At 77.0% G+C, this 22,759-nt stretch carries 27 protein-coding genes; 16 read left to right on the top strand and 11 right to left on the bottom strand.

What is annotated here, in order from left to right:
- Window positions 1-62: 62 nt before the first annotated feature.
- On the top strand, window positions 63-464 hold the full coding sequence (locus tag ACI79V_RS00720) for a hypothetical protein (RefSeq protein ID WP_456885910.1): 402 nt from the start codon (window positions 63-65) through the stop codon (window positions 462-464).
- Here ACI79V_RS00720 and ACI79V_RS00715 read toward each other — a convergent pair.
- From ACI79V_RS00715 to ACI79V_RS00705, 3 genes are all read right to left on the bottom strand, one after another.
- Entirely contained in the window at window positions 461-1,261 is an 801-nt protein-coding gene (locus ACI79V_RS00715) for a hypothetical protein (RefSeq protein WP_456885908.1), read from the bottom strand. The two genes, ACI79V_RS00720 and ACI79V_RS00715, sit on opposite strands and share 4 nt — an antisense overlap.
- 107 nt (window positions 1,262-1,368) lie before the next feature.
- Complete coding sequence (locus ACI79V_RS00710; protein WP_456885906.1) at window positions 1,369-3,156, bottom strand: glycosyltransferase; 1,788 nt, start codon at window positions 3,154-3,156, stop codon at window positions 1,369-1,371.
- Window positions 3,153-4,415, bottom strand: a complete 1,263-nt coding sequence (locus tag ACI79V_RS00705) for a glycosyltransferase (protein WP_456885904.1) — start codon at window positions 4,413-4,415, stop codon at window positions 3,153-3,155. The genes ACI79V_RS00710 and ACI79V_RS00705 overlap by 4 nt, the downstream gene beginning before the upstream one ends.
- Before the next feature lie 81 nt (window positions 4,416-4,496).
- On the opposite strand from ACI79V_RS00705, the gene ACI79V_RS00700 reads away from it, so the two are divergent.
- Genes ACI79V_RS00700 through ACI79V_RS00690 form a run of 3 tightly spaced genes read left to right on the top strand, consistent with a single transcriptional unit; the run spans window position 4,497 to window position 6,780 of the window.
- The gene (locus ACI79V_RS00700; RefSeq protein ID WP_456885902.1) at window positions 4,497-5,558 is read left to right on the top strand and encodes a glycosyltransferase family 9 protein; all 1,062 of its coding nucleotides are present in this window, start codon (window positions 4,497-4,499) and stop codon (window positions 5,556-5,558) included.
- Complete coding sequence (locus ACI79V_RS00695) at window positions 5,555-6,607, top strand: glycosyltransferase family 4 protein (RefSeq protein WP_456885900.1); 1,053 nt, start codon at window positions 5,555-5,557, stop codon at window positions 6,605-6,607. The genes ACI79V_RS00700 and ACI79V_RS00695 overlap by 4 nt, the downstream gene beginning before the upstream one ends.
- Window positions 6,604-6,780: a hypothetical protein gene (locus ACI79V_RS00690; protein ID WP_456876553.1), complete on the top strand. Its 177-nt coding sequence runs from the start codon at window positions 6,604-6,606 to the stop codon at window positions 6,778-6,780. The genes ACI79V_RS00695 and ACI79V_RS00690 overlap by 4 nt, the downstream gene beginning before the upstream one ends.
- A 55-nt stretch (window positions 6,781-6,835) precedes the next feature.
- Here the strand turns inward: ACI79V_RS00690 and ACI79V_RS00685 are convergent, their stop codons facing one another.
- The 4 genes from ACI79V_RS00685 to ACI79V_RS00670 form a co-directional block, all read right to left on the bottom strand.
- Entirely contained in the window at window positions 6,836-7,246 is a 411-nt protein-coding gene (locus ACI79V_RS00685; protein WP_456885898.1) for a rhodanese-like domain-containing protein, read from the bottom strand.
- Window positions 7,243-7,809, bottom strand: a complete 567-nt coding sequence (locus tag ACI79V_RS00680; RefSeq protein ID WP_456885896.1) for a cysteine dioxygenase — start codon at window positions 7,807-7,809, stop codon at window positions 7,243-7,245. The genes ACI79V_RS00685 and ACI79V_RS00680 overlap by 4 nt, the downstream gene beginning before the upstream one ends.
- Before the next feature lie 72 nt (window positions 7,810-7,881).
- Entirely contained in the window at window positions 7,882-7,962 is an 81-nt protein-coding gene (locus tag ACI79V_RS00675; protein ID WP_425283680.1) for a putative leader peptide, read from the bottom strand.
- 90 nt (window positions 7,963-8,052) lie between these two features.
- On the bottom strand, window positions 8,053-8,955 hold the full coding sequence (locus ACI79V_RS00670; protein WP_456885894.1) for a hypothetical protein: 903 nt from the start codon (window positions 8,953-8,955) through the stop codon (window positions 8,053-8,055).
- A 67-nt stretch (window positions 8,956-9,022) separates the two neighbouring features.
- On the opposite strand from ACI79V_RS00670, the gene ACI79V_RS00665 reads away from it, so the two are divergent.
- Entirely contained in the window at window positions 9,023-9,991 is a 969-nt protein-coding gene (locus ACI79V_RS00665) for a sulfotransferase (protein WP_456885892.1), read from the top strand.
- 1 nt (window position 9,992) lies between these two features.
- On the opposite strand, the gene ACI79V_RS00660 is transcribed toward ACI79V_RS00665, so the two are convergent.
- Window positions 9,993-10,562, bottom strand: coding sequence for a dihydrofolate reductase family protein (locus tag ACI79V_RS00660; protein WP_456885890.1), 570 nt, complete (start codon window positions 10,560-10,562; stop codon window positions 9,993-9,995).
- A gap of 143 nt (window positions 10,563-10,705) precedes the next feature.
- Here ACI79V_RS00660 and ACI79V_RS00655 point away from each other — a divergent pair, with 143 nt between their 5' ends.
- Complete coding sequence (locus ACI79V_RS00655) at window positions 10,706-11,878, top strand: DUF222 domain-containing protein (RefSeq protein WP_456885888.1); 1,173 nt, start codon at window positions 10,706-10,708, stop codon at window positions 11,876-11,878.
- A gap of 167 nt (window positions 11,879-12,045) precedes the next feature.
- Here ACI79V_RS00655 and ACI79V_RS00650 read toward each other — a convergent pair whose 3' ends face one another.
- Window positions 12,046-12,963, bottom strand: a complete 918-nt coding sequence (locus ACI79V_RS00650) for a YwqG family protein (protein ID WP_456885886.1) — start codon at window positions 12,961-12,963, stop codon at window positions 12,046-12,048.
- Between the two features lie 76 nt (window positions 12,964-13,039).
- Between ACI79V_RS00650 and ACI79V_RS00645 the strand changes: the two genes are divergently transcribed.
- The 5 genes from ACI79V_RS00645 to ACI79V_RS00625 all read left to right on the top strand — a co-directional run bounded on the left by ACI79V_RS00645 (window position 13,040) and on the right by ACI79V_RS00625 (window position 17,563).
- Window positions 13,040-13,537 (top strand): Chromate resistance protein ChrB, encoded by a 498-nt coding sequence (locus ACI79V_RS00645; RefSeq protein ID WP_456885884.1) that lies wholly within the window; start codon window positions 13,040-13,042, stop codon window positions 13,535-13,537.
- The gene (locus ACI79V_RS00640; protein WP_456885882.1) at window positions 13,534-13,965 is read left to right on the top strand and encodes a chromate resistance protein ChrB domain-containing protein; all 432 of its coding nucleotides are present in this window, start codon (window positions 13,534-13,536) and stop codon (window positions 13,963-13,965) included. Before ACI79V_RS00645 ends, ACI79V_RS00640 begins: the two co-directional genes overlap by 4 nt.
- A 15-nt stretch (window positions 13,966-13,980) precedes the next feature.
- On the top strand, window positions 13,981-15,372 hold the full coding sequence (chrA, locus tag ACI79V_RS00635) for a chromate efflux transporter (RefSeq protein ID WP_456885879.1): 1,392 nt from the start codon (window positions 13,981-13,983) through the stop codon (window positions 15,370-15,372).
- A gap of 82 nt (window positions 15,373-15,454) precedes the next feature.
- Window positions 15,455-16,876 (top strand): NADP-dependent succinic semialdehyde dehydrogenase, encoded by a 1,422-nt coding sequence (locus ACI79V_RS00630; RefSeq protein ID WP_456885875.1) that lies wholly within the window; start codon window positions 15,455-15,457, stop codon window positions 16,874-16,876.
- Window positions 16,877-16,975: 99 nt separating this feature from the next.
- Window positions 16,976-17,563, top strand: a complete 588-nt coding sequence (locus tag ACI79V_RS00625; protein WP_456885873.1) for a hypothetical protein — start codon at window positions 16,976-16,978, stop codon at window positions 17,561-17,563.
- 53 nt (window positions 17,564-17,616) lie between these two features.
- On the opposite strand, the gene ACI79V_RS00620 is transcribed toward ACI79V_RS00625, so the two are convergent.
- Window positions 17,617-18,333 carry a GAF and ANTAR domain-containing protein gene (locus tag ACI79V_RS00620; protein WP_456885871.1) on the bottom strand — a complete coding sequence of 239 codons (717 nt, stop codon included), beginning with the start codon at window positions 18,331-18,333 and terminating at the stop codon, window positions 17,617-17,619.
- Between the two features lie 193 nt (window positions 18,334-18,526).
- Between ACI79V_RS00620 and ACI79V_RS00615 the strand changes: the two genes are divergently transcribed.
- From ACI79V_RS00615 to ACI79V_RS00595, 5 genes are all read left to right on the top strand, one after another.
- Window positions 18,527-19,060, top strand: a complete 534-nt coding sequence (locus ACI79V_RS00615; RefSeq protein WP_456885869.1) for an N-acetyltransferase family protein — start codon at window positions 18,527-18,529, stop codon at window positions 19,058-19,060.
- A gap of 54 nt (window positions 19,061-19,114) precedes the next feature.
- Window positions 19,115-19,525 carry a large conductance mechanosensitive channel protein MscL gene (mscL, locus tag ACI79V_RS00610; RefSeq protein WP_456868828.1) on the top strand — a complete coding sequence of 137 codons (411 nt, stop codon included), beginning with the start codon at window positions 19,115-19,117 and terminating at the stop codon, window positions 19,523-19,525.
- Between the two features lie 67 nt (window positions 19,526-19,592).
- Entirely contained in the window at window positions 19,593-20,459 is an 867-nt protein-coding gene (locus ACI79V_RS00605; protein WP_456885867.1) for an alpha/beta hydrolase, read from the top strand.
- Window positions 20,460-20,505: 46 nt separating this feature from the next.
- Complete coding sequence (locus tag ACI79V_RS00600; protein WP_456885865.1) at window positions 20,506-21,078, top strand: class I SAM-dependent methyltransferase; 573 nt, start codon at window positions 20,506-20,508, stop codon at window positions 21,076-21,078.
- A 47-nt stretch (window positions 21,079-21,125) separates the two neighbouring features.
- Window positions 21,126-21,644 (top strand): pyridoxamine 5'-phosphate oxidase family protein, encoded by a 519-nt coding sequence (locus tag ACI79V_RS00595; RefSeq protein WP_456885863.1) that lies wholly within the window; start codon window positions 21,126-21,128, stop codon window positions 21,642-21,644.
- A gap of 11 nt (window positions 21,645-21,655) precedes the next feature.
- Here the strand turns inward: ACI79V_RS00595 and ACI79V_RS00590 are convergent, their stop codons facing one another.
- Complete coding sequence (locus ACI79V_RS00590) at window positions 21,656-22,645, bottom strand: LLM class flavin-dependent oxidoreductase (protein WP_456885862.1); 990 nt, start codon at window positions 22,643-22,645, stop codon at window positions 21,656-21,658.
- Window positions 22,646-22,759 lie beyond the last annotated feature (114 nt).

The following is a 22,759-nucleotide window of genomic DNA, read 5'->3' as shown; positions in this document are numbered from 1 at the left end:
GCGGTCATCGCCGCGGCCGCCGGGTCGCCGGGCTGCGCGGCGCGGTCCAGGGGAGGGCCGCCATGGAGTGGGCAGTCGTCAGCGTCGTCGGCTTCCTGGTGCTGACCGGGCTGGTCACCGCCATGGCACGGAGCAACACCGCCCGGTGGGAACGCGACCACCGCGCGGCACAGACCGCCGCGCGGGCGCAGGCGGCGCGGGGACGCAGCGTCTGGTCGGCCGCGCTGGGCCGCCGGCACGCCGAGCCGCGGGAGCACCCGCGCCGGGCGCACCTGCACCTGCCGCACGTGCACCTGCCGGCCGGGCTGGTGGCCCGGCTCCCGCACCCGCACGTGCCGCACCCCCACCTGCCCCCGCACCTCCGCCTGCCGCACCTGCACCTGCCGCGGCGGGTGCGGACCCGCCGGCCGCCGGAGTCCCCGCGGGCCGGCGCCGAGGACGACACGACCGGCGTGCCGTCCTAACCCGCGGCCGGGAACGGCAGCGTGCCGGTGCGGACGTCCCACGGCACCGCGCCGGACCGCTGCGACCACCGCGCGCCCTGCCGGGCCACCCGGCGCGCCGCCTCCTGCCGCGCCTCCGCCTGCCGGGCGTGCGCGGCCCGCGCCTCCGCCAGCCCGGGCGCGGTCACCCCGTCGGCGGTCAGCCGGCACGCGGCCAGGCGCACCCAGCGCACCCGGTCGCCGGCGTCCCGGACCCCCACGAGCAGGCCCCGGTCGTGGCGCCGCAGCGACAGCGCCGCGCCGCGCACCCCGGCCTCGGTGGCCGCGGCGGTGTCGGCGTCGGGGCCGTAGAGCCAGGTGACCGACCGCACCGTGCGACGGACCCGGTCGTCCCGCGCCCGCCAGGCGGTGTCGGTCAGCGGCACGAGCTGGACCTCGAGGGCGGCGCCGAGCGCGTCGACGACGACGTGCAGGCCGGCGTGCCCGTCCCGTCCGGACACCGTCTCGACCCGCGGCCGGTGTCCCTGCCCGGTGAGCCACGCGGTCAGCGCGGGCCGGTAGCGGAGGGGGTCGTAGGCGCGGGCCGCCGTCGCGCCGCGCCCGACGAACCGGCACGGCTCCTCGCCGGTGTGCCGGAACACCGGCCGCGCACCGCCGTCGGCCACCACCAGGGACCCGCCGCAGCCGCCGGCCGCGAGCGCGCACCAGAACCCGCCGGCCTGCTCGGCCAGCCGGCCCGCCGACCCGGCGTCCTCCGGCAGCTCGACCGCGGCCGTGCCGCGCGGCCCGTCGGTCACCGCCCACCGCAGCTCGTCCACGTCCCGGACGGTAGGAGCAGGGGCCGACAGTCCCGCCCGTGGAAGGGGCCTTTGTCGCGATAAAGGCACCTCTGGGGAGGTGCCTTCATCGCGATAAAGGCTGATCTTCAGCGGGCGATCGTGCGGAACAGGTCGACCAGCCGGTCGGCGTGCGCGTCGAAGACGTGCCGCTCCCGCGCGGCCAGCGCCGCCCGGTGTCCCGCCCGGGTCGCGACCTCCTCGTGCAGCACCGCGGCGACGTCGTCGGCCGAGCGGTAGAACAGCCCCGTCCCGTCCTCGCGCAGCACCCGCTCCACCGACACCCGCGAGCCCGGGTTGGCCTGCTGCAGCAGGGGCAGGCCCGCGGCCAGGCACACCGGCAGCCGGGCGGGGGAGTTGAGGTCGTCCCAGGTGGCCCGGCGCAGGTCGCCGCCGTTGCGACTGTCGAAGCGGTGCAGCCAGCCGGCGTCGTGCCGCGAGAGCTCGCGCACCCAGTCCTCCGGGCCCACCGCCGGGTGCACGTGCACGAAGCCCGGTGCGCGGGCCAGCGCCTCGTCCAGCCAGCCGGTCCAGGACCCCTTGGGCCCCGGCGCGCGCACCTGGCCGTAGAGGTGGGTGTGCACGCCGCGGTCGGCCAGCGCCAGCACCCACTCCAGGTCCAGCCCGGAGGGCCGGCCGACGACGGCGGCGTGCGGCTGCCCGTCGGCGTCGGAGAGCCTCGGCGGGAGCGGGGCGTCCAGCCAGTCGCGCGTGGGCAGGTCGCCGTCGAGGACGCCCAGGCGGGCGGGGTCGACCCGGCCGGACAGCGCCAGGGCGAACCAGTCGCGCTCCTCCTCGGTGGCCAGCAGCACCGCGTCCGCGCCGCAGACGAGGTCGGCCAGCAGCGGCCACTCGCCGCGGACGACACTGCGCTGCGGCGCCTCCTTGAAGTGCCACACGAACGGCAGGTCGGGGAAGGCCCGCCGCACCGCGTGCGCGAACGGCACCGCCCGCCAGTTCAGCTGCGCCCAGACGACGTCGGGGGCGAGGTCGCGCACGCCCTCGCGCCACGCGTCGCGGTCGAGGTCGGGCACGTGCCCGAACGGCAGCGGCCCGACGGTGGCGTCGCCCAGCGCGTCGGCGGTCCACAGCCCGGTGAGCCGGTGGCCGCGCTCGGCCAGCGCCAGCACCCGCTCGGGGTTGAACGCCAGCTCCCCGACGACGAGCACCGACAGCCCGTCGGGGCGGGCCTCGTACGCCCGTGACCGGAACCGCGCGTACCGGGCGACCTCGTCGACCTCCCCGCCGTCGGTCGAGGCGAACCGCAGCGGCCCGGCCACCCGGTAGCGGGTGCGGAACACGTTGAGGCCGCCGTCGAAGGCCTCCCGGATCGCCCGCGACCGCTGCCCGGGGTGCTGCGTCCACGCGCAGGTGACCCGGCCGGTGCCCGTCGTCGTCCCGCGGGCGGCGACCCGGGTCCACATCAGCCGGTCGAGGTCGTCGGTCTCCAGCTCGGCGCGCTCGGTCCACCGGTCGCCGGTGCGGCGGTGGGCCACCTGCACCAGCTGCGCGTACGGGGTGCCGGCCGGCTCGGCGAGCCCGGCGCGGACCAGCACCACCGCCGGGTCGGCCAGCCGGTCGAGCGCGGTGCCCAGGTGGTCGGGGAACCACACGTCGTCGGCGGGGAGGTAGGCCACGACCGGCGCGGTGGTGGCGTCCAGCGCCGTGTTCAGGGCCGCGCCCAGGCCGCGGTTGTCCTCGGTGCGCACCAGCCGCAGCCGCGGGTCGGGCGGCACGGCGACCGGCTCCCGCGAGCCGTCGTCGACGACCACCGCCTCCCACGCGGTCTCCTCCTGCGCGAGCAGCGACTCCAGCGCCCGGGGGAGGAAGGCCGCCTGGTCGTGCACCGGCACGAGGACGGCGACCTGCGGTCTCACGCGGCCGGCTCGAGGTCGGCGGCCGCTCCCAGCACCCGGTCGTAGACCTCGGCGACCCGCCCGGCGAGCGCCGGCCAGGCGTAGTCGGCCGCGCGGGCCCGGGCGCCCGCGGCCAGCCGGGACCGCAGCGCCGGCTCGGCGGTCACCCGGTCCAGCGCGGCGGCGAGCGCGTCGACGTCGCCCGGTGGCACCAGCAGCCCGGTGGCCCCGTGCCGCACCACCTCGGGGATCCCGCCGACGTCGCTGGCCACCACCGGCAGCCCCGCGGCCATCGCCTCGGTGAGCACCGAGCCCATCTCCTCGTAGGCCGAGGGCAGCACCAGCACGTCGACCGAGGCCAGCAGCGCCGGCACGCGGGCGTGCTCGACGAAGCCGGCGAGGGTGATCCGGTCGGCGGCGGGGCTCTCCGCGGCCAGCCGCTCGACCAGCGGCCGGTCCGGACCGTCGCCGACGACGACCAGCGACGCCGTCTCCCGCATCCGGCCGAACGCGCGGACCAGCGTGCCGGGGCTCTTCTGCGGCGCCAGCCGGCCCACGTAGCCGATCCGCGGCCGGGCCACCCCGGGGAAGGCGTCGGCGGTGTGCCCGGCGAACAGCGCCGGGTCGAACCCCGACGGGATGGTCGAGATCCGGTCGGCGGGCACGTCGTCGTCGCGGAGGGCCGCCGCGGTCCGCCCGGTGAGGACGACGACGGCGTCGGCGCGCCGCAGCGTGCTGCGCTCGATCCAGCCGCCCACCGCGCGCAGCAGCCGCACCCTCGGCCCGCGGCCGGTGAGGGTGTGCCCGACGCTGCAGTGCACGGTGACCACCAGCGGGGCCCGGTGCACCCGGGCGGCCAGCCGGGCCAGCGGCAGGGTGGCGAGGTCCTCGCCCTGGTGGGCGTGCACGACGTCGACCGGTGCCCGCCGCCCGGCGCGCAGGACCGTGGACAGCCCGCTCAGCGCCCACAGCTGGCGCAGCCGCGGCACGGGCAGTCCGGTGCGGTGCACCCGTCCCCCGCGGCCCAGCGGGGTGGTGCCCGCCGGGCCGGCCAGCCGCGCGGTGACCACCGTCTGCCGCACGCCCCGGGCGTCCAGGCAGCGGGTCAGCGTCGCCGTGTGGTTCTGCATGCCGCCGATCGGGTCGAAGCGGGCCGACCGGGAGTCGAGCTCGCCGGGGAGCGTCCCGGGACCGACCGGTCCCGGGGCCGCCGGTGGCTCGAAGACGCTGCACAGCCGCAGCACGTGCAGGGGACCGGCGGGGACGGCGGGGCGGGACACGCAGGGGACCTCCGGCTGTCGGGACGGGATGTGTAGTGCACCACGCGTTAGCGCACGGCACAGCCGGGGCAGAGGGCGCAGGTGATCACGCCGCTCGCCGACCCGGCCGTGCGCCGCCTGGCGCTGGTCCGGCTCCGGGTGGGCCTGGGCGACCTGCTGTGCACGGTCCCGGCGCTGCGCCGGCTGCGCGCCGCCCGTCCCGACGTCGAGGTGACGCTGGTGACCTTCGGCCGGATGGCGCCGGTGGTCGACCGCCTCGGCGGCACCGTCGACGACCTGCTGGCCTTCCCCGGCGCGCCCGGCATCCCCGACGGGCCGGTCGACGCGGCGGGGTGGCAGCCCTTCACCGCGGCCGCCCGCGCCCGCCGGTTCGACCTCGCGCTGCAGGCCTACGGCGACCGGCCCGCCGCGAACCGCGTCACCGCCGCGCTCGGCGCCCGGCTCACCGGGGGCTTCGCGCCGACCGGGTGGGACCCGCCGGCCGCCGCCGCGGCGCTGCACCTGCGCTACCCCCGGCACCTGCACGAGGCCGCGCGCCACGTCGCGCTGCTCGAGCACCTGGGCCTGCCACCCGGCGGGGACGCGGCGATGGGCTTCCCCGTCACCGCCGACGACGAGGCCGAGCACGCGGCCACCCTCGCCGCGCACGGGCTCGAGCCCGGCCGGTACGCCGTCCTGCACCCCGGTGCCTCGGCGCCCACCCGCCGCTGGCCGGTGGACCGCTACGCCGCGGTTGGTGACGCGCTGGCCGCCGACGGGCTGGCCGTCGTCGTCACCGGGGTGCCCGGCGAGCGGGAGATCTCGGCGCGGGTGGTGGCCGCGATGCGCGCCCCGGCCGTCGACCTCACCGGCGCCACCAGCCTGGGCGGGCTGGCCGCGTTGCTGCGCGACAGCGCGGTGCTGGTCGGCAACGACACCGGCTCGGCACACCTGGCCGCCGCCGTCGGCGCGCGCAGCGTGACCGTCTTCCTGCCCGGCGACCCGGTGCGCTGGGCGCACCCCGGCCCCCGGCACCGGGCGCTGACGCCGGCCGTCGCCTGCGCGCCCTGCCCGCACCTGGCCTGCCCGATCGAGTTCCGCTGCGCGCTCACCGTCCCGCCGGACGCCGTCGCCCGGGCCGCGCGCGAGCTGGCGGCCTCGTGAGGGTCTCGTTCGTCGCCGACTCCGACGCGTGGGGCGGCGCGGAGGTGTGGCTGACCCACCACCTGCGCCGGGCCGCCGACCACGGCGCCACCGCGTCGCTGGTGTGCGCCGAGCCGGTGGCCGCGGGGTTCGCCGGCCTGGACGTGCCGGCCGCCGTCGTCCCGCTCACCCGGCGCGCCGCCGCCGCGCCGGGGACCCGGGCGGCGCTGGCCGCGCAGCGCCCCGACGTCGTGGTGGTCAACCTGGTCGACCCCGCGTCCAACGCGGCCGCCGTCGCCGCCGCGCAGGAGGTGGCGCCCACCGCCGGCGTGCTGCACCTGGTCGGCGACACGCGCACGGGGGAGGAGCGGGCCGCGCTGGCCGCCCTCTACCGGCGGATGGCCGCGGTGCTCAGCCCCTCGGAGCAGGGGGGCGCACAGGTGGTGGCCGACCTCGGCGTCGACCCGGCGCGGGCGCACGTGGTCCCCAACGGGGTCGACGTCCCGCCCGACCCCGCGGGGCCGGCAGGGCGCCCGGTGCCGCGGGTCGGCGCGTTCGGCCGCCTCACCGCGCAGAAGGGCTTCGACGTGCTGCTCGCCGCGCTGCGCCGGCTCGACGCCCCGTACGAGGCCGTCGTCGGCGGGGCCGGGCGCGACGGGGAGGCGCTGCGCGCCGCGGCCGCCGGGCTGCCGGTGACCTTCCCGGGCTGGGTCTCCGACGTCCGCGGCTTCCTCGCCGGGCTGGACCTGTTCGTGCTGTCCTCGCGGGTCGAGGCGCTGCCGCTGGCGCTGCTGGAGGCGATGGCCGAGGGCCTGCCGTGCGTGGCCACCGACGTCGGCGACGTGCGCCGGGCGGTGGGGGAGGACGCCGTCGTGGTGCCGGTGGACGACGCCGTCGCGCTCGCCGACGCGATCGGCGGCCTGCTCGCCGACCCGGACGAGCGGGCCGACCTCGGGACGCGGGCCCGGGCGCGGGCGGTGCGGGACCTCGGCGCGGACCTCATGGCCGCCCGGACGTTCCGGGTGCTGTCCGGCGTGGCGGGCGGCCGCCGGGGTACCCGCCCGGCATGAGCAAGAACAACGACGCCGACGCCCAGCGCGCGGCCGCCCGCGAGGCGAAGAAGGAGGGCGTGGCGCCCAGCGCGGCCGGCGCCACCACCGGCGCCTCGAAGCAGACCCACCACGTCCGGAAGGGCGACGACCGGCACGAGCACTCCGGCGCGCAGGGCAAGAGCAAGACCTGAGGGGGGTCCGGGGCGGCGGCGTCCCTCCGTCAGGCGCCGCCGTCCCCGGACGGTCTCAGCCCGCCGGGCCGCTGGTCGTGGGCAGCCCGGCGGCCACCCACGCGCGGTGCCCGCCGATGACGTCGCTCGCGCTGGCCAGGCCCAGCGAGCGCAGTGCGTCGGCGGCCAGGCTGGAGGTGTAGCCCTCCTGGCACAGCACGACGACCTCGACGTCGTACCCGGTGGCCTGCGGGACCCGTGCGTCGCTCTCGGGGTCGAACCGCCACTCGAGGTGGTTGCGCTCGACCACCAGCGCGCCGGGCACCTCGCCCTCGGCCTCGCGCTGCGACTGCGGCCGGATGTCGACCAGCACCGCTCCGGCCGCCACCCGCGCAGCGGCCTCGGCCGGCGTCACGCGGGTGATCCGCGACCGGGCCTCCGCGAGCAGCTGGTCGACGCTCCTGGCGCCGGGCGGGCGGGCGCTCACCAGTCGACGCCGGCGCGCTCGGTGCCGGTGTGCAGCAGTACCCCGCCATCGAGGGCGTAGGTGCTCATCTGGCGGAGGGCGGGGGTGTAGGCGTGCACGCTCACGGCGGCTCCGGTGCCCTGGTTGGTGACCCGGTGCACGTGGTGCGGTCCGAACGGGCGCACCCGCCCGGCCGTCAGCTCGGTGGACACCTCCCGGACCGCGCCGGCGCGGCCGCCGACGGTCTCCTCGGTCAGCGAGCCCCGGACGACGGCGAAGGCACCGGCCGAGCCGCCGTGGTCGTGCAGCGGGGTGCCCTGACCGGGCAGCCAGGTCAGCAGCCAGACCTGCGTGGCGGCGAGGTCGGCGGCGAGCGAGGGGTCGAGCAGGTCGACGGCGTCGTCGAGGGGGAGCAGGCCGGTCCAGCGGCTGGCGGCGCGGTACTCGACCCGCGGCAGCCAGGCGTCGGCGACGGCGGCCAGCGCGGCCGCGACCGCGGCGGTGGACGTGGTGCGGGCGCTGGTGGTGTCGGCCGTGAGCTCGTCGCGGGCGGCGTCGGACAGCAGGGCGGTGCGGGGGGTCATCGGGACTCCGGGTGCATGGCGCGCCGGGCCCCTGCGGGGGGCGGGCGCGGGAGGTGGCGGTGGGCCGGGCGCTCAGGCGGCCGGACACAGCGCGCTGGCCACCCGCAGCAGGTCCACGGCGGACCGGCGGGTGAGCGTCAGGGCGGGTGCCACGCGCCCATCCGACCTGCCGCTCCAATGTGTGTCAAGTCGATCGGCGTGGTGCACTTTGACGTGTCGCTCGTCGGGACCGGGTGGACGGCGTCAGGCCGGGAGCAGGACGGTGCGCAGCTCGTGGGCGCCGTCGGCGCGGGTCGCCTCGTAGTACCAGCGGGCACCCCCGCGGGGCAGCGCGACGACGTCGGCGTAGCGCAGCCCGTGCGGCGGGTGCGGGCTCTGCAGGTGCGGCCCGCCGGGGGCGGCGCGGAACCCCCCGCCGTCGAGCCGGGCCAGCCCGGTGCGCTCCTCCCAGTTCTCCGCCGCGGTGGCCCGGCCGTCGTAGAGCGCCCAGGTGCGGTCGCCGTCGAGGACGACGGTGGCGAACCGGACGCCGCGGGCGTCCCAGCTGCCCGGCGTGCCGGCCAGCGCGGTGCCCCGCCACGTCCACGTGACGCCGTCCGGGCTGGTCGCGTGCTCGGTGGTCATCCGGTCGGTGGCGTCGGGGTCGTCGAGCGGGTGCACCGAGGCCCACAGGTGCCACTGGCCGCCGTCCCACCGCACGACCGGGTCCTTGGGCGCGTCGGCGGCGCTGCCGGGCAGCACGGTGCGCGGCTCGGCGACGGCCAGCCCCTCGACGGTGTCGGCCTCGAGCAGGTCCACCCGCCAGTGCCGGGTGCCGGGCGTCGCGCAGCTGACGTAGAGCCGCCAGCGGCCCTCGGGCGTGTGCACCAGCGCCGGCCGCTCGAGCGACTCGGCGCCGAAGCGGTCCTTGCCGAGGGCGACGACCGGCTCGAAGCGCACCCCGTCGTCGGACCGGGCCACCACGTTGCCGAAGCCGCGGCCCTCGCCGACCGGGCGGCGCAGCCGGTGGGCCAGCCACCAGGTGCCGTCGACCAGCTGCGCCGACGGGGCGCCGGCCCACGAGCCCGGGCGCGGGTCCTCCGGTTCGACGACGACCTCGGCGTCGCTCCAGAAGCGGTCGGGCGCCGGGGGGCGGGGCGCGGTCACTCGACGGCTCCTCTCCGTGGGGGTGGCAGGTCTCCCGTGTGTACACCGCGGGTCGGGGGTGGGTCGGGTGACCGCTGACGCCGGCCGGCTCCCGCAGTTCGTCGTCGCCGGTGCGCCCAAGGCCGGGACGACGGCGCTGCACGCGGCGCTGGCCACCCACCCCGGCCTGTACCTGTCCCCGGTCAAGGAGCCGAAGTACTACCTGACCGACGGCCGTCCGCCGCCGCGCAGCGGCCAGCGCGGACCCGGGGACGCGCACAGCGCGCGGGAGTGGGTCTGGCGGCGCGAGGACTACCTGCGGCTGTTCGACGGCGCCCCGCCCGGGACGGTGCGCGGGGAGAGCACGCCGTTCTACCTCCACGACCGCGCCGCGCAGCGCCGCCTGGCCGCCGACGTCCCGGGGGTCCGCGTGGTCGTGGTGGTGCGCGACCCGGTGGACCGGGCCTGGTCGAACTGGGTGCACCTGCGCGCCGACGGCCTGGAGCCCGAGGCGGACTTCCGCACCGCCGTCGCGCTGGAGGACGCGCGGGTGGCCGCGGGCTACGCGCCGTTCTGGCACTACCGCGGTCTCGGTCGCTACGGCGAGCAACTGCGCGACCTGTACGCCGTCCTGCCGCGGTCGCAGGTGCTGCTCCTGCGCTACCGGCAGCTGGTCGACACCCCGCGGGAGACGCTCGACCGGGTCAGCGACTTCCTCGGCGTCGAGCGGGGGGTGGCGCACACCGTGCCCCCGGAGAACGTGAAGCCCTACGTCTCCGACACGCCCCGGTACCGGGCGCTGTCCCAGGTGGTGCGGGCCGGGGCGGCGCTGGGTGCCCACGCCCCGCCGCAGGTGTGGCGGCAGGTCTCGCGGCCGCTGGTGGCCGCGCTGCACGCCGGGCGGGCGCCCCGGCCGCCGCTGCCGGTGGAGGTGCGGCGCGACGTCCTGGCGCCGCTGCTGCCCGACATCGCGCTCCTGGAGGAGCTGACCGGGGAGTCCTTCGACGACTGGCGGCGCGACACCGGCCGCGGCGACTTCCGCTCGCGCCGGTCCTGAGTCAGCGGCGCACCCGGTAGGTGACGTGGGTGCACACCGCGCCAGCCTCGACCGACGTCTGCTCGAGACGGTGCCGCCCGACGCCGGCGAACAACGGTGTGCCCGCGCCCAGGACCTCCGGCGCCACGTGCAGGCGCAGCTCGTCGAGCAGCCCGTCCCGCAGGCACGAGCCGACCATCGCGCCGCCGCCCATGACGAAGACGTCGCGGTCGCCGGCTGCTGCCCGGGCACTGTGGATGGCTGCGGCCGGGCCGTCGGTGACGAACGCGAAGTCGTGGGTGGCCGCGAGCCGGTGCTCCGCGGGCGGGCTGCCGGTGACGACGAAGAACGGCGGCCGGGCGTCCAGCGTCGCGCCGTAGCCCATGCCGTCGCCCCACCCGCGGTCGACCTCGTCGAAGGTGCGCCGGCCCATGACGACGGCACCGGACGCCGCCGCGTGCCGCTCCAGGACGCCGCGGTCGACGGGGTCGTCGCTGCGGAGTGCCCAGGCGTGGATGGCCTCGACGCCGTCGTCCGAGCCGGACACGTAGCCGTCGAGGGACACCGTGATGTCGCCGATGACGAGGGTCATGTGGTGTGGACGCCGCCGGGGTGGCGCACTCATCGCTGAGGTCGCGCTGGGCGTGGTGTCAAGGCGCGCTGCGGATCTGTGGACAGGGCTCTGACCTGGGAGTTCGGGTGGTGCGCGTGGTCTTGATCGGCTATTCTTCGATCATGCGTTCGAGCGAGTGGGAGACCGGTGACGTCCTGGATGACGTCGCCGCGCTCATCGCCGAGCGCAACCGGATCGATGCCGCCCTGGCCCGCCGGGTCCGCGCCGCGGAACTGTCCCAGGCCCCCGAGCGCGACGGGCAGAAGAGCATGGCGTCGTGGCTGCGCGGGCACTGCCGGCTCTCCTCGGCGGCGGCGTCCCGGCTGGTCGGCAACGGTCGGGCGCTGGAGCACCTGCCGGCGCTGGCCGAGGCGCACGAGGCCGGGCTGGTGTCGGCCGAGCAGGTGGCCGAGGCCGCGCGGGTGGTCACGCCGCAGCGGCGGGCCGCGGCCGCCGCCCAGAACGTCGACCTGGCCGCGATGGACGCCGCACTGACCCAGGTCGCCCTCGACTGTCCCCACGCCGACCTGGTGCAGATCGTGCAGCGCTACCTCGACGCGCTCGACCCCGACGGGCCCGAACCCGACCCCACCGCCAGCCGGTCGTTGACGGTGTCCAAGCACGCCGACGGATCCCTCAGCGGACGCTTCCACCTCGACGCCGTGGGCGGAGAGAAGTTCCAGGCGGCGCTGGAGGGCCACGTGCAGGCCGATCGCCCGGCCGGGGACGAGCGCACCCGGGCCCAGCGGCTCGGCGATGCGCTCGTGCAGCTGTGCGGCAACGCCCTGGCGTCCGGGAGCCTGCCGGTGCTGCGGACGGTCAAGCCGCACGTCGCGGTGCGGGTCGACCTGGACGACCTGGCCGACCCGGCCACCGGGCCCGGCAGCGCCACCATGGGGTTCGGGGCGACGATCTCCGCGGCCCGGGCGCGCTGGCTGGCCTGCGACGGGGCGATCTCCCGGGTGGTGTTCGGGCCCGACGGGGTGCCGCTGGACCTGGGCCGCAGCCGGCGGCTGGTCAGCCGGCAGCTGCGCCGCGCGGTCGAACTCCGGGACGGCGGGTGCGTGTTCGCCGGTTGCGACGCCCCGAGTCACTGGGCCGACGTGCACCACCTGGTGCACTGGATCGACGGCGGCGAGACCAGCCTGGCCAACAGCGCGCTGCTGTGCGAACGGCACCACACCCAGGTCCACCACGGCTTCCGCGTCGAGCGACAACCGGACGGGCGATGGCGCACCTGGCGCCCCGACGGCACCGAGATCACCGTCCCCCCACCTCTCGCCCCTGCCGCCTGACCGACCCGCGCACGCCGGCACGGCCGCCCGCACCCCCCGCGGACGGCCGTACCGGCATGCCCGCCCGGCGATCGACGACCGACGCAGCCGTGTGCGAGGCCCCGTCCTGCGTACCCGTGCGCCGCGACTGCTCTGGTGCCCCACAGCGGGCACTCACGCATCGCGGCTCAGTCGGTGCGGGTGATGCACCAAGCGCGGTCGAAGCGTCGCGCGGCCAGGTCGCTGTCCCGCATCCACACCTCGAGCGACGCGGCATCGCCGAACCAGCCGCTCAGGTGGGTCCACGACTCGATGTCCAGCACGAGCCGGTGGTCGTCGCCGTCCTGGACGGGCAGGGCCTCGCGCAGGATCCGCAGAGCCGGTGCGGTCGAGTTCTGGCTGTGCCCGTAGACATGCGTCACGGGGGTGGGCGGTGCACTCCGTGACCGGGTCCGCTGGTACGCCCAGGCTCGCTGGAACTCCTCGGCGACCAGCGTCGCTGCCGCGTTCTGCCCCCGGTCTGCGCGGAAGTCCCCCGACGGTCGACTGCTCCAGCCGGGTAGCAGCATCCCCGCCTGGCAGGCGTCCGTCGGTGTGTCGAGGTCGGCGGGCGGCTCGGCGAAGCCCGGCCGCTGTGGCTGGGGCACCCAGCGCACCAGCCAGCCACCCGCGTCCCGGTCGCCTGGTTCCCAGCCGTAGGTGTCGACCAGGTCGTGGAACACCTCCAGGTAGCCCTCGGTCGGCAGTCCCTCGCGATGTCCCGGCCAGGCCGCCTTGCCCTCCTCCTCGGCAGCGGCCCAGGCGTCGTGCAGCGACAGGGAGGTGACGTGCGCCAGCGGCCTGCCGTCCGGTCGGCGCGGCCACTCGTCCAGCGGCAGCAGAGCCGGCCCGCCGAGCCAGGAGACCCACCCGCCCCACCGCCACTCCCGGTCCAGCCCGGCCCGGCCCGGCCGGAAGCCCTGCTCGGTGAACACCGGGGACCAGGTGATGTCCCGGGCCAGGGGCGACATGTCGAAGGGCAGGCCCGCCAGCCACTCGTCGACCGCGAGCCACGACGTGGTGATCGGGGCGAGGTCGTCGTCCGGAGGGTGCCATCGGCGGGCCATGCGCCCATCATCGTGGCGCCTCGCGGTGACGCGGGCCGGGTCGACAGGGCCGGCGCAACCGTGGTTGCATCGCGCTGTGACCGCGGTGGGGGAGTGGGTGCTGCTGTCCTACCGCCTGCCGAGGGAGCCGTCGGGCCCGCGGACGACGCTGTGGCGCCGGCTGCGCCGGCTCGGCGTGGCCCAGCTCGGCGACGGCGTGGTGGCCCTGCCCGCCGACGCCCGCACCCGGGAGTCGCTCGAGTGGCTCGCCGACGACGTGCTCGCCGCCGGCGGCTCCGCCGGGGTGTGGATCGCCCGGCCCGCCGCGGCCGCCCAGGAGCGCGAGCTCGCCGCCGGCATGGCCGCCGCGCGGGCGGCGGAGTACCGCGAGCTGACCGTGGAGTGCACCGCGGCGCTCGAGGCCCCCGAGGCCGACCGGGCGCGTGCCCTGCGGCGGTTGCGCGGCGAGTGGCGGGCCATCGGCCGGCGGGACTTCTTCCCGCCGGCGGAGCGGGATGCGGCCGGTGCGGCGCTCCTGGCGCTGGCCGACGCCGTGGGCGAGCCGCTGGCGGCCGGACGGGGGAGCCGGTCGTGAGGTGGGCGACCCGCGCCGGGGTGCACGTCGACCGTGCCGCCTGCGCCTGGCTGATCCGCCGGTTCGTCGACCCGGACGCCGAGTTCGTCTTCGTCTCCGACCCCGCCGACGTCCCGGCCGACGCCACGCCCTTCGACATGCGCGGCGCCGCCCTCGGCCACGTCGGCGGCGACTGCTCCTTCGAGACGATCCTGCGCGTCCACGGCCTCACCGACCCCGCGCTGGAGCGGATCGGCCAGATCGTGCACGAGGCCGACCTCGACGACGGCCGCTTCGACGCGCCCGAGGCGCCGGGACTCGACGTCCTGCTGCGCGGCCTGTCGATGACCGGCGAGGACGAGCGCACCCTCGCCGTCTCCGGACCGCTGTTCGACGGCCTCTACGAGTACGTCCGACGCCGCCTGCTGCTCGGCCGTGAGCCGGCCTGACCTCGACGGAGACCCGTGACGCCCGAGCCGCGCCCCACCCCGGCCGTGCCGCCTGCCACCCCGCCCGTGGCCGCCGCCGTGCCGCCGTTCCGCACCGCCGTCCGCACCTGGTTCCTGGTGTCCCTGCAGACCTTCGGCGGCCCCGCCGGGCAGATCGCGGTCATGCAGCGGGAGCTGGTCGACGAGCGGCGCTGGATCGGCCAGCGCCGGTTCCTGCACGCCATGAACTACTGCATGCTGCTGCCCGGCCCCGAGGCCCAGCAGCTGGCCACCTACGTGGGCTGGCTGCTGCACGGGACCCGCGGCGGCCTGGTCGCCGGCGGCCTGTTCGTCCTCCCGGGCGTGCTGGCGCTGCTGGTCCTGTCCGCGGTCTACGTCGCCTTCGGGGACACCACCGCCGTCCTCGCGCTGTTCGCCGGGCTCGCGCCGGCGGTGGTGGCGATCGTCGCCCAGGCGGTGCAGCGGGTGGCCAAGCGGGCGCTCACCAGCCCGCCGCTGGTCGCCATCGCCGTCGCCGCGTTCCTCGCGCTGGCGCTGTTCGCCGTCCCGTTCCCGCTCGTGGTGCTGGCCGCCGGCCTGGCCGGGTGGGTGCTGGGCCGCCGGCGGCCGGCGGCGGTCGCCGAGGCACCCGCCGACGGCGGCCCGGCGCCGGTGATCGCCGACGACGCCCTGCACTCCGAGCGCCCGAGCACGCGCCGCACGCTCACCGTGCTCGCCGTCGGGCTGCTCGCGTGGGGCGTCCCGCTGGCCGCCGTCGTGCTGCTCACCGGCGCCGGCAGCACGCTCACCGAGCAGGGGCTGTTCTTCTCCGGCGCCGCGGTGGTCACCTTCGGCGGCGCCTACGCGGTGCTGGCCTACGTCGCCCAGGCCGCCGTCGGCACCTACGGGTGGCTGGCGCCGGGGGAGATGGTGCGCGGGCTGGCGCTGGCCGAGACCACGCCCGGGCCGCTGATCATGGTGGTGCAGTTCGTCGCCTTCCTCGGCGCCTTCCGCGCGCCCGGCGCACTCGCCCCCTGGGCCGCGGCCGTGCTCGCCTCGCTGCTGGTCACCTGGGTGACCTTCGTGCCGAGCTTCCTGTTCGTGCTGCTCGGCGCGCCCTACATCGAGCGGTTGCGCGGCAACCGGTCGCTGTCGGCGGCGCTCACCGGCATCACCGCGGCGGTGGTCGGCGTCATCGCCAGCCTCGGCCTCTACTTCGCCGTCCACACGCTGTTCTCGGAGACCGTGCGGCTCGGCCCGCTGGCGCTGGAGGTGCCCGACCCCACCAGCGCCCAGCCGGTGGCCTGGGCGGTCGCCGCGGTCGCCGCCGTCCTGCTGTTCCGGCTCAGGTGGTCGGTGCTGCGGACGCTCGGCGTCTGCGCGGTGCTCGGGCTGGCCGCGGGCCTCGCCGGGCTGCGGGTGGCGTGAGCGCGGGTGACCGGCGGCCGACCGGGTAGGGCCCCCGGCTGAGGGTGCGGGCAGCCCGGCCCGCCCCGGACGGGAGGCAGAGATGGCGATCGCGACGATCAACCCGGCCACCGGTGAGACGCTGAAGACCTATGAACCCCTGTCGGACGACGCCGTCGACGAGAAGATCGGCCGGGCCGCGGCCGCGTACCGCTCCTACCGGCTGACCAGCCCCGAGGAGCGCGTGGGCTGGCTGCGCGCGGCCGCCGACGTGCTCGACGCCGACACCGACACCGTCGCCGCGCTCATGGTCACCGAGATGGGCAAGACGCTGGCCGCGGCGAAGGCGGAGGCCGCCAAGTGCGCCAAGGCGCTGCGGTACTACGCGGAGCACGGCCCAGCGATGCTCGAGCCGAAGCCCGCCGACGCCGACGCCGTCGGCGCCGCTCAGGCGTTCGTCGTCCACCGGCCGATCGGCGTGGTGCTGGCGATCATGCCGTGGAACTTCCCGCTCTGGCAGGCGATGCGGTTCGCCGCCCCGGCACTCACGGCCGGCAACGTCGCGCTGCTCAAGCACGCCAGCAACGTGCCGCAGACGGCGCTGTACCTGGAGGAGCTGTTCCGGAAGGCCGGCTTCCCCGCCGACGTCTTCCAGACCCTGCTCATCGGCTCCTCGGCCATCGAGCGGGTGCTCCGCGACGACCGGGTCGCCGCCGCCACGCTCACCGGGAGCGCCCCGGCGGGGCAGTCGGTGGCCGCGATCGCCGGTGACGTCCTGAAGAAGACGGTCCTCGAGCTCGGTGGCAGCGACCCGTTCATCGTCATGCCCTCGGCCGACCTCGACCGCGCCGCCGAGGTGGCGGTCACCGCGCGCTGCCAGAACAACGGGCAGAGCTGCATCGCGGCCAAGCGGTTCTTCGTGCACGCCGATGTCGCCGAGGAGTTCACCCGGCTGTTCGCCGAGAAGCTCGGCGCGCTCACCGTCGGTGACCCGATGGAGGAGGGCACCCAGGTCGGGCCGCTGGCCACCGAGTCCGGCCGCGAGGACGTCGAGCGGTACGTGCAGGACGCCGTCGACAAGGGCGCGACCGTCGTCGTCGGCGGGAAGCGGCCCGACCGGCCCGGCTGGTACTACGAGCCGACGCTGCTCACCGGGATCACGCCGGAGATGGACCTGTTCGACGAGGAGGTCTTCGGGCCGGTGGCCGCGCTGTGGACGGTGCAGTCCCTCGAGGAGGCCCTGGAGATCGCCAACAGCCACCCCTACGGCCTCGGCGCCAACCTGTGGAGCGAGGACGAGGCGGAGCGGGCCACGTTCGTCCGCGACGTCGAGAGCGGGATGGCGTTCGTCAACGGCATGGTCACCAGCTACCCGGAACTGCCCTTCGGCGGGGTCAAGCAGAGCGGCTACGGCCGTGAGCTCACCGAACTCGGCATGTACGAGTTCATGAACGCCACCACCGTGTGGATCGGCCCGCCCAGCAGCCGGCAGGGGGAGGGGAACACCGCCACCGCCTCGGAGTGAGCGCGCCGTGGCACGGGTAGCCGGACCGGACCGGCCCTCAGCAGCGGGGACGCCGGGGACGTTCGACGGGTGCGACCGCGCACCCGGGCAGGAGCACTCGTGACGAAGACGACGGACAACCATTTCGTGGCCCAGGCGGTGCACGACCTCGGCACGGCGCTGTGGTTCGGCGGCGCGGTGATGGGGATCGCCGGCGTGAACAAGTCCGGCAGCGACCTGACCACCGGGATCGACAAGGTCCGGGTGGCCAGCTCGGCCTGGAGCCGGTTCTCCCCGGCGCAGTGGGGCGGCATCGCGGCCACGCTGGGGTCCGGGCTGCAGCTGACCCGCGTCGGCGGCCGGCGGCTGGCGCTGCAGAAGGGCTTCGGGTCGGTCGGCGCGCTCAAGGCCGCGCTCACCGTCGCCGGGGCCGGCGCGACGGCCTACGCCGCGTACACGGGCAAGAAGATCGGCGAGCTGGCCGAGAAGGCGAACCGCGACGGCGGCGGGCTCGACGTGAAGGACGCGACCCTGCCCTCGGCGGGCACCCCGCCGGAGATCGCGAGGTGGCAGGGGCGGCAGCGGGTCGCGCAGGCCGCCGTCCCGACGCTGGCCGGCGCGGTCATCGTCTGCAACGCCTGGCTGGTGCAGTCCTACCGGCTCGGGTCGACCGCGAAGGGCGTGCTGGGCCGGCTGCTGCCCTCGTAGCCGCCGCCGGCCGGGCCCCGCGACCAGCGGGCGCCCGGCCGGTCACCGGCCGGTCAGCCGTCCCCGGCCGGCGGCGGCGTCTCGCCGGTCTCGGTGACCAGCGCGGCGACGTCGCGGACCTTGCGCTGGGTGTCCCGTGAGGCGCGCACGAGGATGCCGAACGCGATGTCGGCCGTGATCCGGTGGCGCTCCATCAGCACGCCCTTCGCCTGCCCGATGAGGTCGCGGCTCTCCAGGGCCACGGCCAGGTTAGCGGTGCGCCGGACCGCGGACAGCGCCAGCGCGGCCTGCCCGGCGACCGGGACGAGCACCGCCCGGTCGGCGACCGGGCCGGTCGCGTACACCGACAGTGCGCCGAGGACCTCGGTGCCGGTGTCGAGGGGCAGGCAGGTCGCCGTGCGCACGCCGGCGGCGGCGGCCGGTGCCGCGAGCGCCGGCCACCGCAGGTCGCGGCCGAGGTCGCCGCTGCGGGCCGCGGTGCCGGCCAGGGCGTCCAGCAGCGGCCCCTGCCCGCTGCCGACCTGGGCGGTGTCCAGGGCAGCGGCCGGCCCGGCGTCGCCCTCCGGCGCGAGCGGCCGCCGGCCGGGGCCGAGCAGCGTGAGCGACGCGGACGCGCCGGCCGGCAGCAGGGCCGCCACGTCCTCCAGCACGGCCCGGACGGCGGTGGCCGGGTCGTCGGCGGCGTGCCACCGACGGGCCGCGCCGAGCAGCCAGGCGGCGAGGTCGGGACGGGGTCGGGGGACGGGGACGGCGGTGGTCACAGCGTGCACCGCGGCACCTCCAGCCGGAGCGGGCTCCGGGTCCGAGAGACTGAGGGCGCCCCGGTCGTTCGATGCGCCGGTCTGCGGGGTGGGCCGATCGTGCCACCCGGAGGCGCGACACGCCCGCATCTCGACACGTGAGAGTGATGCCGCGCACACGCAGCGCTCGGACAGGGCTCGGCGTGCGGCTAGCGTCGGGGAAGTGACCGGCACTGTCCGTGACGCGACCCCCGCCGACGCCGCCGCCTGCCGCGACGTCTACGCCCCCTACGTCACCGGCACCGCCGTCTCCTTCGAGACCGAGCCGCCGACCGCGGCGGAGATGGCCGCGCGCATCGCCGCGGCGCAGGAGCACCACGCCTGGCTGGTGCTCGAGGCCGACGGCGCGGTGCGCGGCTTCGCGCACGGCGGGCCGTTCACGAGCCGCGCGGCCTACCGCTGGTCGTGCACGGTGAGCGTGTACCTCGAGCCGGGCCGCCGGCGCACCGGTGCCGGCCGGGCCCTCTACGGCGCGCTGCTCGAGCGGCTCACCGCGCGCGGCTACCGTCGGGCGCTGGCCGGCGTCGCCCTCCCCAACGAGGCGAGCCTGGGCCTGCACCGCGCCCTCGGCTTCGAGCCGGTGGGCACCTACCGTCGGGTCGGCTGGAAGGCCGGTGCCTGGCACGACGTCACCTGGCTGCAGCGGGACCTCGGCCCCGGTCCCGCCGACGGTGCGCCGGCCGCCGAGCCGCGCTGACCGCGGGCCGGCCCTACGCTCCCCGCCGACCCGGACCGGCCAGGGAGGACCCCCGTGCGCACGCTGCTGACCAACTTCCGCAACTTCGCCTTCTCCGGCAGCCTCGTCGACCTCGCGGTCGGCCTGGCGATCGGAGCGGCCTTCGCCACGGTGGTCGAGTCGCTGGTCGGGGACGTGATCCTGCCGCTGGTCGCCGCGGTCTTCGGCCAGCCCGACTTCGACGCCCTGGTGCTCACCGTCAACGGCGCGCAGATCCGCTACGGGTCGTTCCTCACCGCGTTCGTCTCGTTCCTGCTGCTCGCGGTGACGATCATGTTCCTGGTCCAGGCGATCCGCCGGGCCACCGGCCGGGAGACCGCCGGCGCCCAGGGCAACCGGGAGTGCGACCACTGCAAGAGCTTCATCCCGGTCGACGCCTCGGTCTGCATGTTCTGCACGCGGGACGTGGAGCCGGTCGTCCCCTGACCGGGAGCCGGGTCCGGCCGGCGACCGGCTACGGTCTGGCGCCGGTACGACCGGACCGGGAGGACGCGTGACGACAGCGGTGAGGCACGGGCAGGGCAGCCTGCCGTCGGGGCAGTACTGGCAGGGCTGGACGGTGCCCGACCCCGTCGGCGTCGTGGTGCTGGTGCACGGCGCGCACGAGCACGGCGGTCGCTACGCGCACGTGGCCGAGCGCCTCGGCGCCGCCGGGTACGCCTCCTACGCGCCCGACCACCTCGGCCACGGCCGCTCCCCGGGCCGCCGCGGCGACATCCGCAGCCTGGCCGCGGCCGTCGAGGGCGTCGCGCAGACCGCCCGCGCGGCCGCCGACCGGCACCCCGGCGTCCCGCTGTTCGTCTACGGCCACAGCCTCGGCGGCCTGGTCGCGCTGCAGTACCTGACCGGCACGCCGCACGAGCGGGTCGCCGGCGCCGTCGTGTCCGCCCCGGCCCTCGACACCAGCAGCGCCACCCCGGTGCAGCGCGCGGTCGCGCCGCTGCTGTCCCGGCTGGCCCCGGGCCTGGGCGTGCTCACCCTCGACGCCGAGACGGTCAGCCGCGACCCCGAGGTCGTCGCCGCCTACCGGGCCGACCCGCTGAACCACAACCGGAGGATGGTGGCGCGCACCGGCACCGCGATCATGCTCGGCGCCGCCGGGATGCCCGACCGGCTGCGCGGGCTGCGCCTGCCCCTGCTGGTCATCCACGGCGGGGACGACCGGCTGATGCCGCCGGCGGCCAGCGAGGTCGTCCGCGAGCACGCCGGCTCGCCGGACCTGACGGTGCGCGTCTACGACGGGCTCTACCACGAGCCGCACAACGAGCCGGAGAAGGACGAGGTCCTGGCCGACGTCGTCGCCTGGCTCGACGCGCACCGGGCGGACGGTGCTCGGGCGGCGACGGCCACCGGTCCGTGACAGGGTCCGGGCAGCGGCGCGGACGGCGCGGCGGACGGGAGTGACGGTGACCCACGCCCTCGGTGACGGACTGCGCCTGCTGCGCGCGTTCGCGAGCAACCCGCGCCAGATCGGCGCCGTGCTGCCCACGTCCCGGACCGCGGTCCGGGCCATGCTCGACCTCGCCGACGTCCCGGCGGCCCGGCTGGTGGTCGAACTCGGGGCCGGTACCGGGGTGGCCACCCGCGAGATCCTCGCCCGGCTCGGCCCGGACGCCCGGCTGGTCGCCGTCGAGATCGACCCGCGGCTGGCCCGCCTGCTCACCGAGCGCTCGGTCGACCCGCGGCTGCAGGTCGTCTGCGGCTCGGCGGAGGACCTCGGCGCCCACCTCGACGGGGAGCGCGCCGACGTGGTCGTCTCGATGCTGCCGTTCACCTCGCTGGAGGCCGGGTTGCGCCACCGGCTGCTCGACGAGCTCCCGCTGGCGCTGCGCCCCGGCGGGACGGCGCTGGTGATCCAGTACTCGCCGCTGGTCCTCGGTCAGCTGCGCCGCCGGTTCGCCGAGGTGCGCACCCGCGTCACGCCGTGGAACGTGCCGCCGGCGTTCCTGTTCGCCTGCACCGGCACCCCGGAGGGCTGACCCGGCGCGGGCGATGAGTCGCCGCGCCGGGACCGGTCACAACCGACATGACGACCGGCGAGATCGACCCCCGCTACGGCGACGCGTCGGCCACGGCGCCGCCGTGGGCCGACGTCGAACGGCTGCTCGCGGACGCCCAGCTCTACTGGGTGGTCACCGTCCGGGCCGACGGGCGCCCGCACGCGGTGCCGCTGGTGGGCGTCTGGCAGGACGGCTTCGCGTTCTGCACCGGCGCCGGGGAGCAGAAGAAGCGCAACCTCGACGGCAACCCGCACGTGGCGGTGACCACCGGCAGCACCGGCGCGCACGGCTGGGACAGCGGTCTCGACGTCGTGGTCGAGGGCACCGCGACGCGCGTGACCGACCCGCAGGAGCTGCAGGCGCTCGCGGGCGCCTGGTACGCCAAGTACGGCGACGACTGGCACTTCGAGGTGCACGGCGAGGAGTTCGTCGAGGTCAGCGACTCCGGCGGCGCAACCGAGGGCGGTGCGCTGGTCTACCGGGTCACGCCGGCCAAGGTCCTGCTCTTCGGCGGACCGCACGGCCAGACCCGGTACCTCCCCTGAGGGAGGACGTCTCAGGCGGCGACGGCGTCCATCGCCTCGGCGACCAGGGTCACCGAGCGCAGCCGGCCCTCGGCGGTGGGGACCTGGTGGGCGACGATCAGCTCGTCGGCGTCGGCCTGCCGCGCGAACGCGGTCAGCTGCTCGCGGACCTCCGCCGGGGTGCCGGCCGCGGTGTGGGTGAGCATGGTGTCCACCTGCCGGCCCGCGCCCGACTCCAGCAGCAGGTCGGCGGCGGCGTCGTCGAGGTCGCGGCCCTGGCCGAACAGGCCGACGGCCAGCCGGCGGCGGGTGGCGGCGAGCGCGGCCCGCGCGGCCTCGGTGCTGTCGGCGGCGATCGCGTTGACCCCGGCGATGACGTACGGCGCGTCGAGCTGCTCGGACGGGCGGAAGTCGCGCCGGTAGGCGGCCACCGCGGGCTCGAGCAGCTGCGGGGCGAAGTGCGAGGCGAACGCGTAGGGCAGGCCGAGCGCGGCGGCCAGGCCGGCGCCGAACATCGACGAGCCGAGCACGTACAGCGGCACGTCGGTCCCGCGACCGGGGACGGCCTCCACGCCGGGCACCCGCGACCGGCCGGTCAGGTAGCCCTGCAGCTCCAGCACGTCCTGCGGGAAGCGGTCGGCGGCCGCGGGGTCGCGGCGCAGCGCCCAGGCGGTGTTCTGGTCCGAGCCCGGCGCGCGGCCCAGGCCGAGGTCGATCCGGCCCGGGTGGATCGAGGCCAGCGTGCCGAACTGCTCGGCGATGGTCAGCGGTGAGTGGTTGGGCAGCATGACGCCGCCCGCGCCCAGCCGGATGGTGCGCGTGTGGGCGGCCACGTGGGCGACGAGCACGCTGGTGGCCGACGAGGCGATGGCCGGCATGTTGTGGTGCTCGGCGTACCAGACCCGGCGGTAGCCGGCCTCCTCCGCCCGCTGCGCGAGGGCCACGCTGGCGGCGATGCTCTCCCCGACGGTCTCCCCGCGGGCGACGGGGGCGAGGTCGAGCACGGACAGCGGGATGCGCATGGTGGAGCTCCTGGGACGACGGCGATCGTTGCCCGGTGCAACTCCCGGGGGTGCCCGGCTCTTCCGGCGCCGGCGGTAGTCGGTCGCAAGTCACCGGCAACCGGGCCGCGGGAC

This window comes from Geodermatophilus sp. SYSU D00700, from assembly GCF_054050255.1.
The sequence above is the reverse complement of the archived record's forward strand: the minus strand, read 5'-3'. Positions and strand labels throughout refer to the sequence as shown.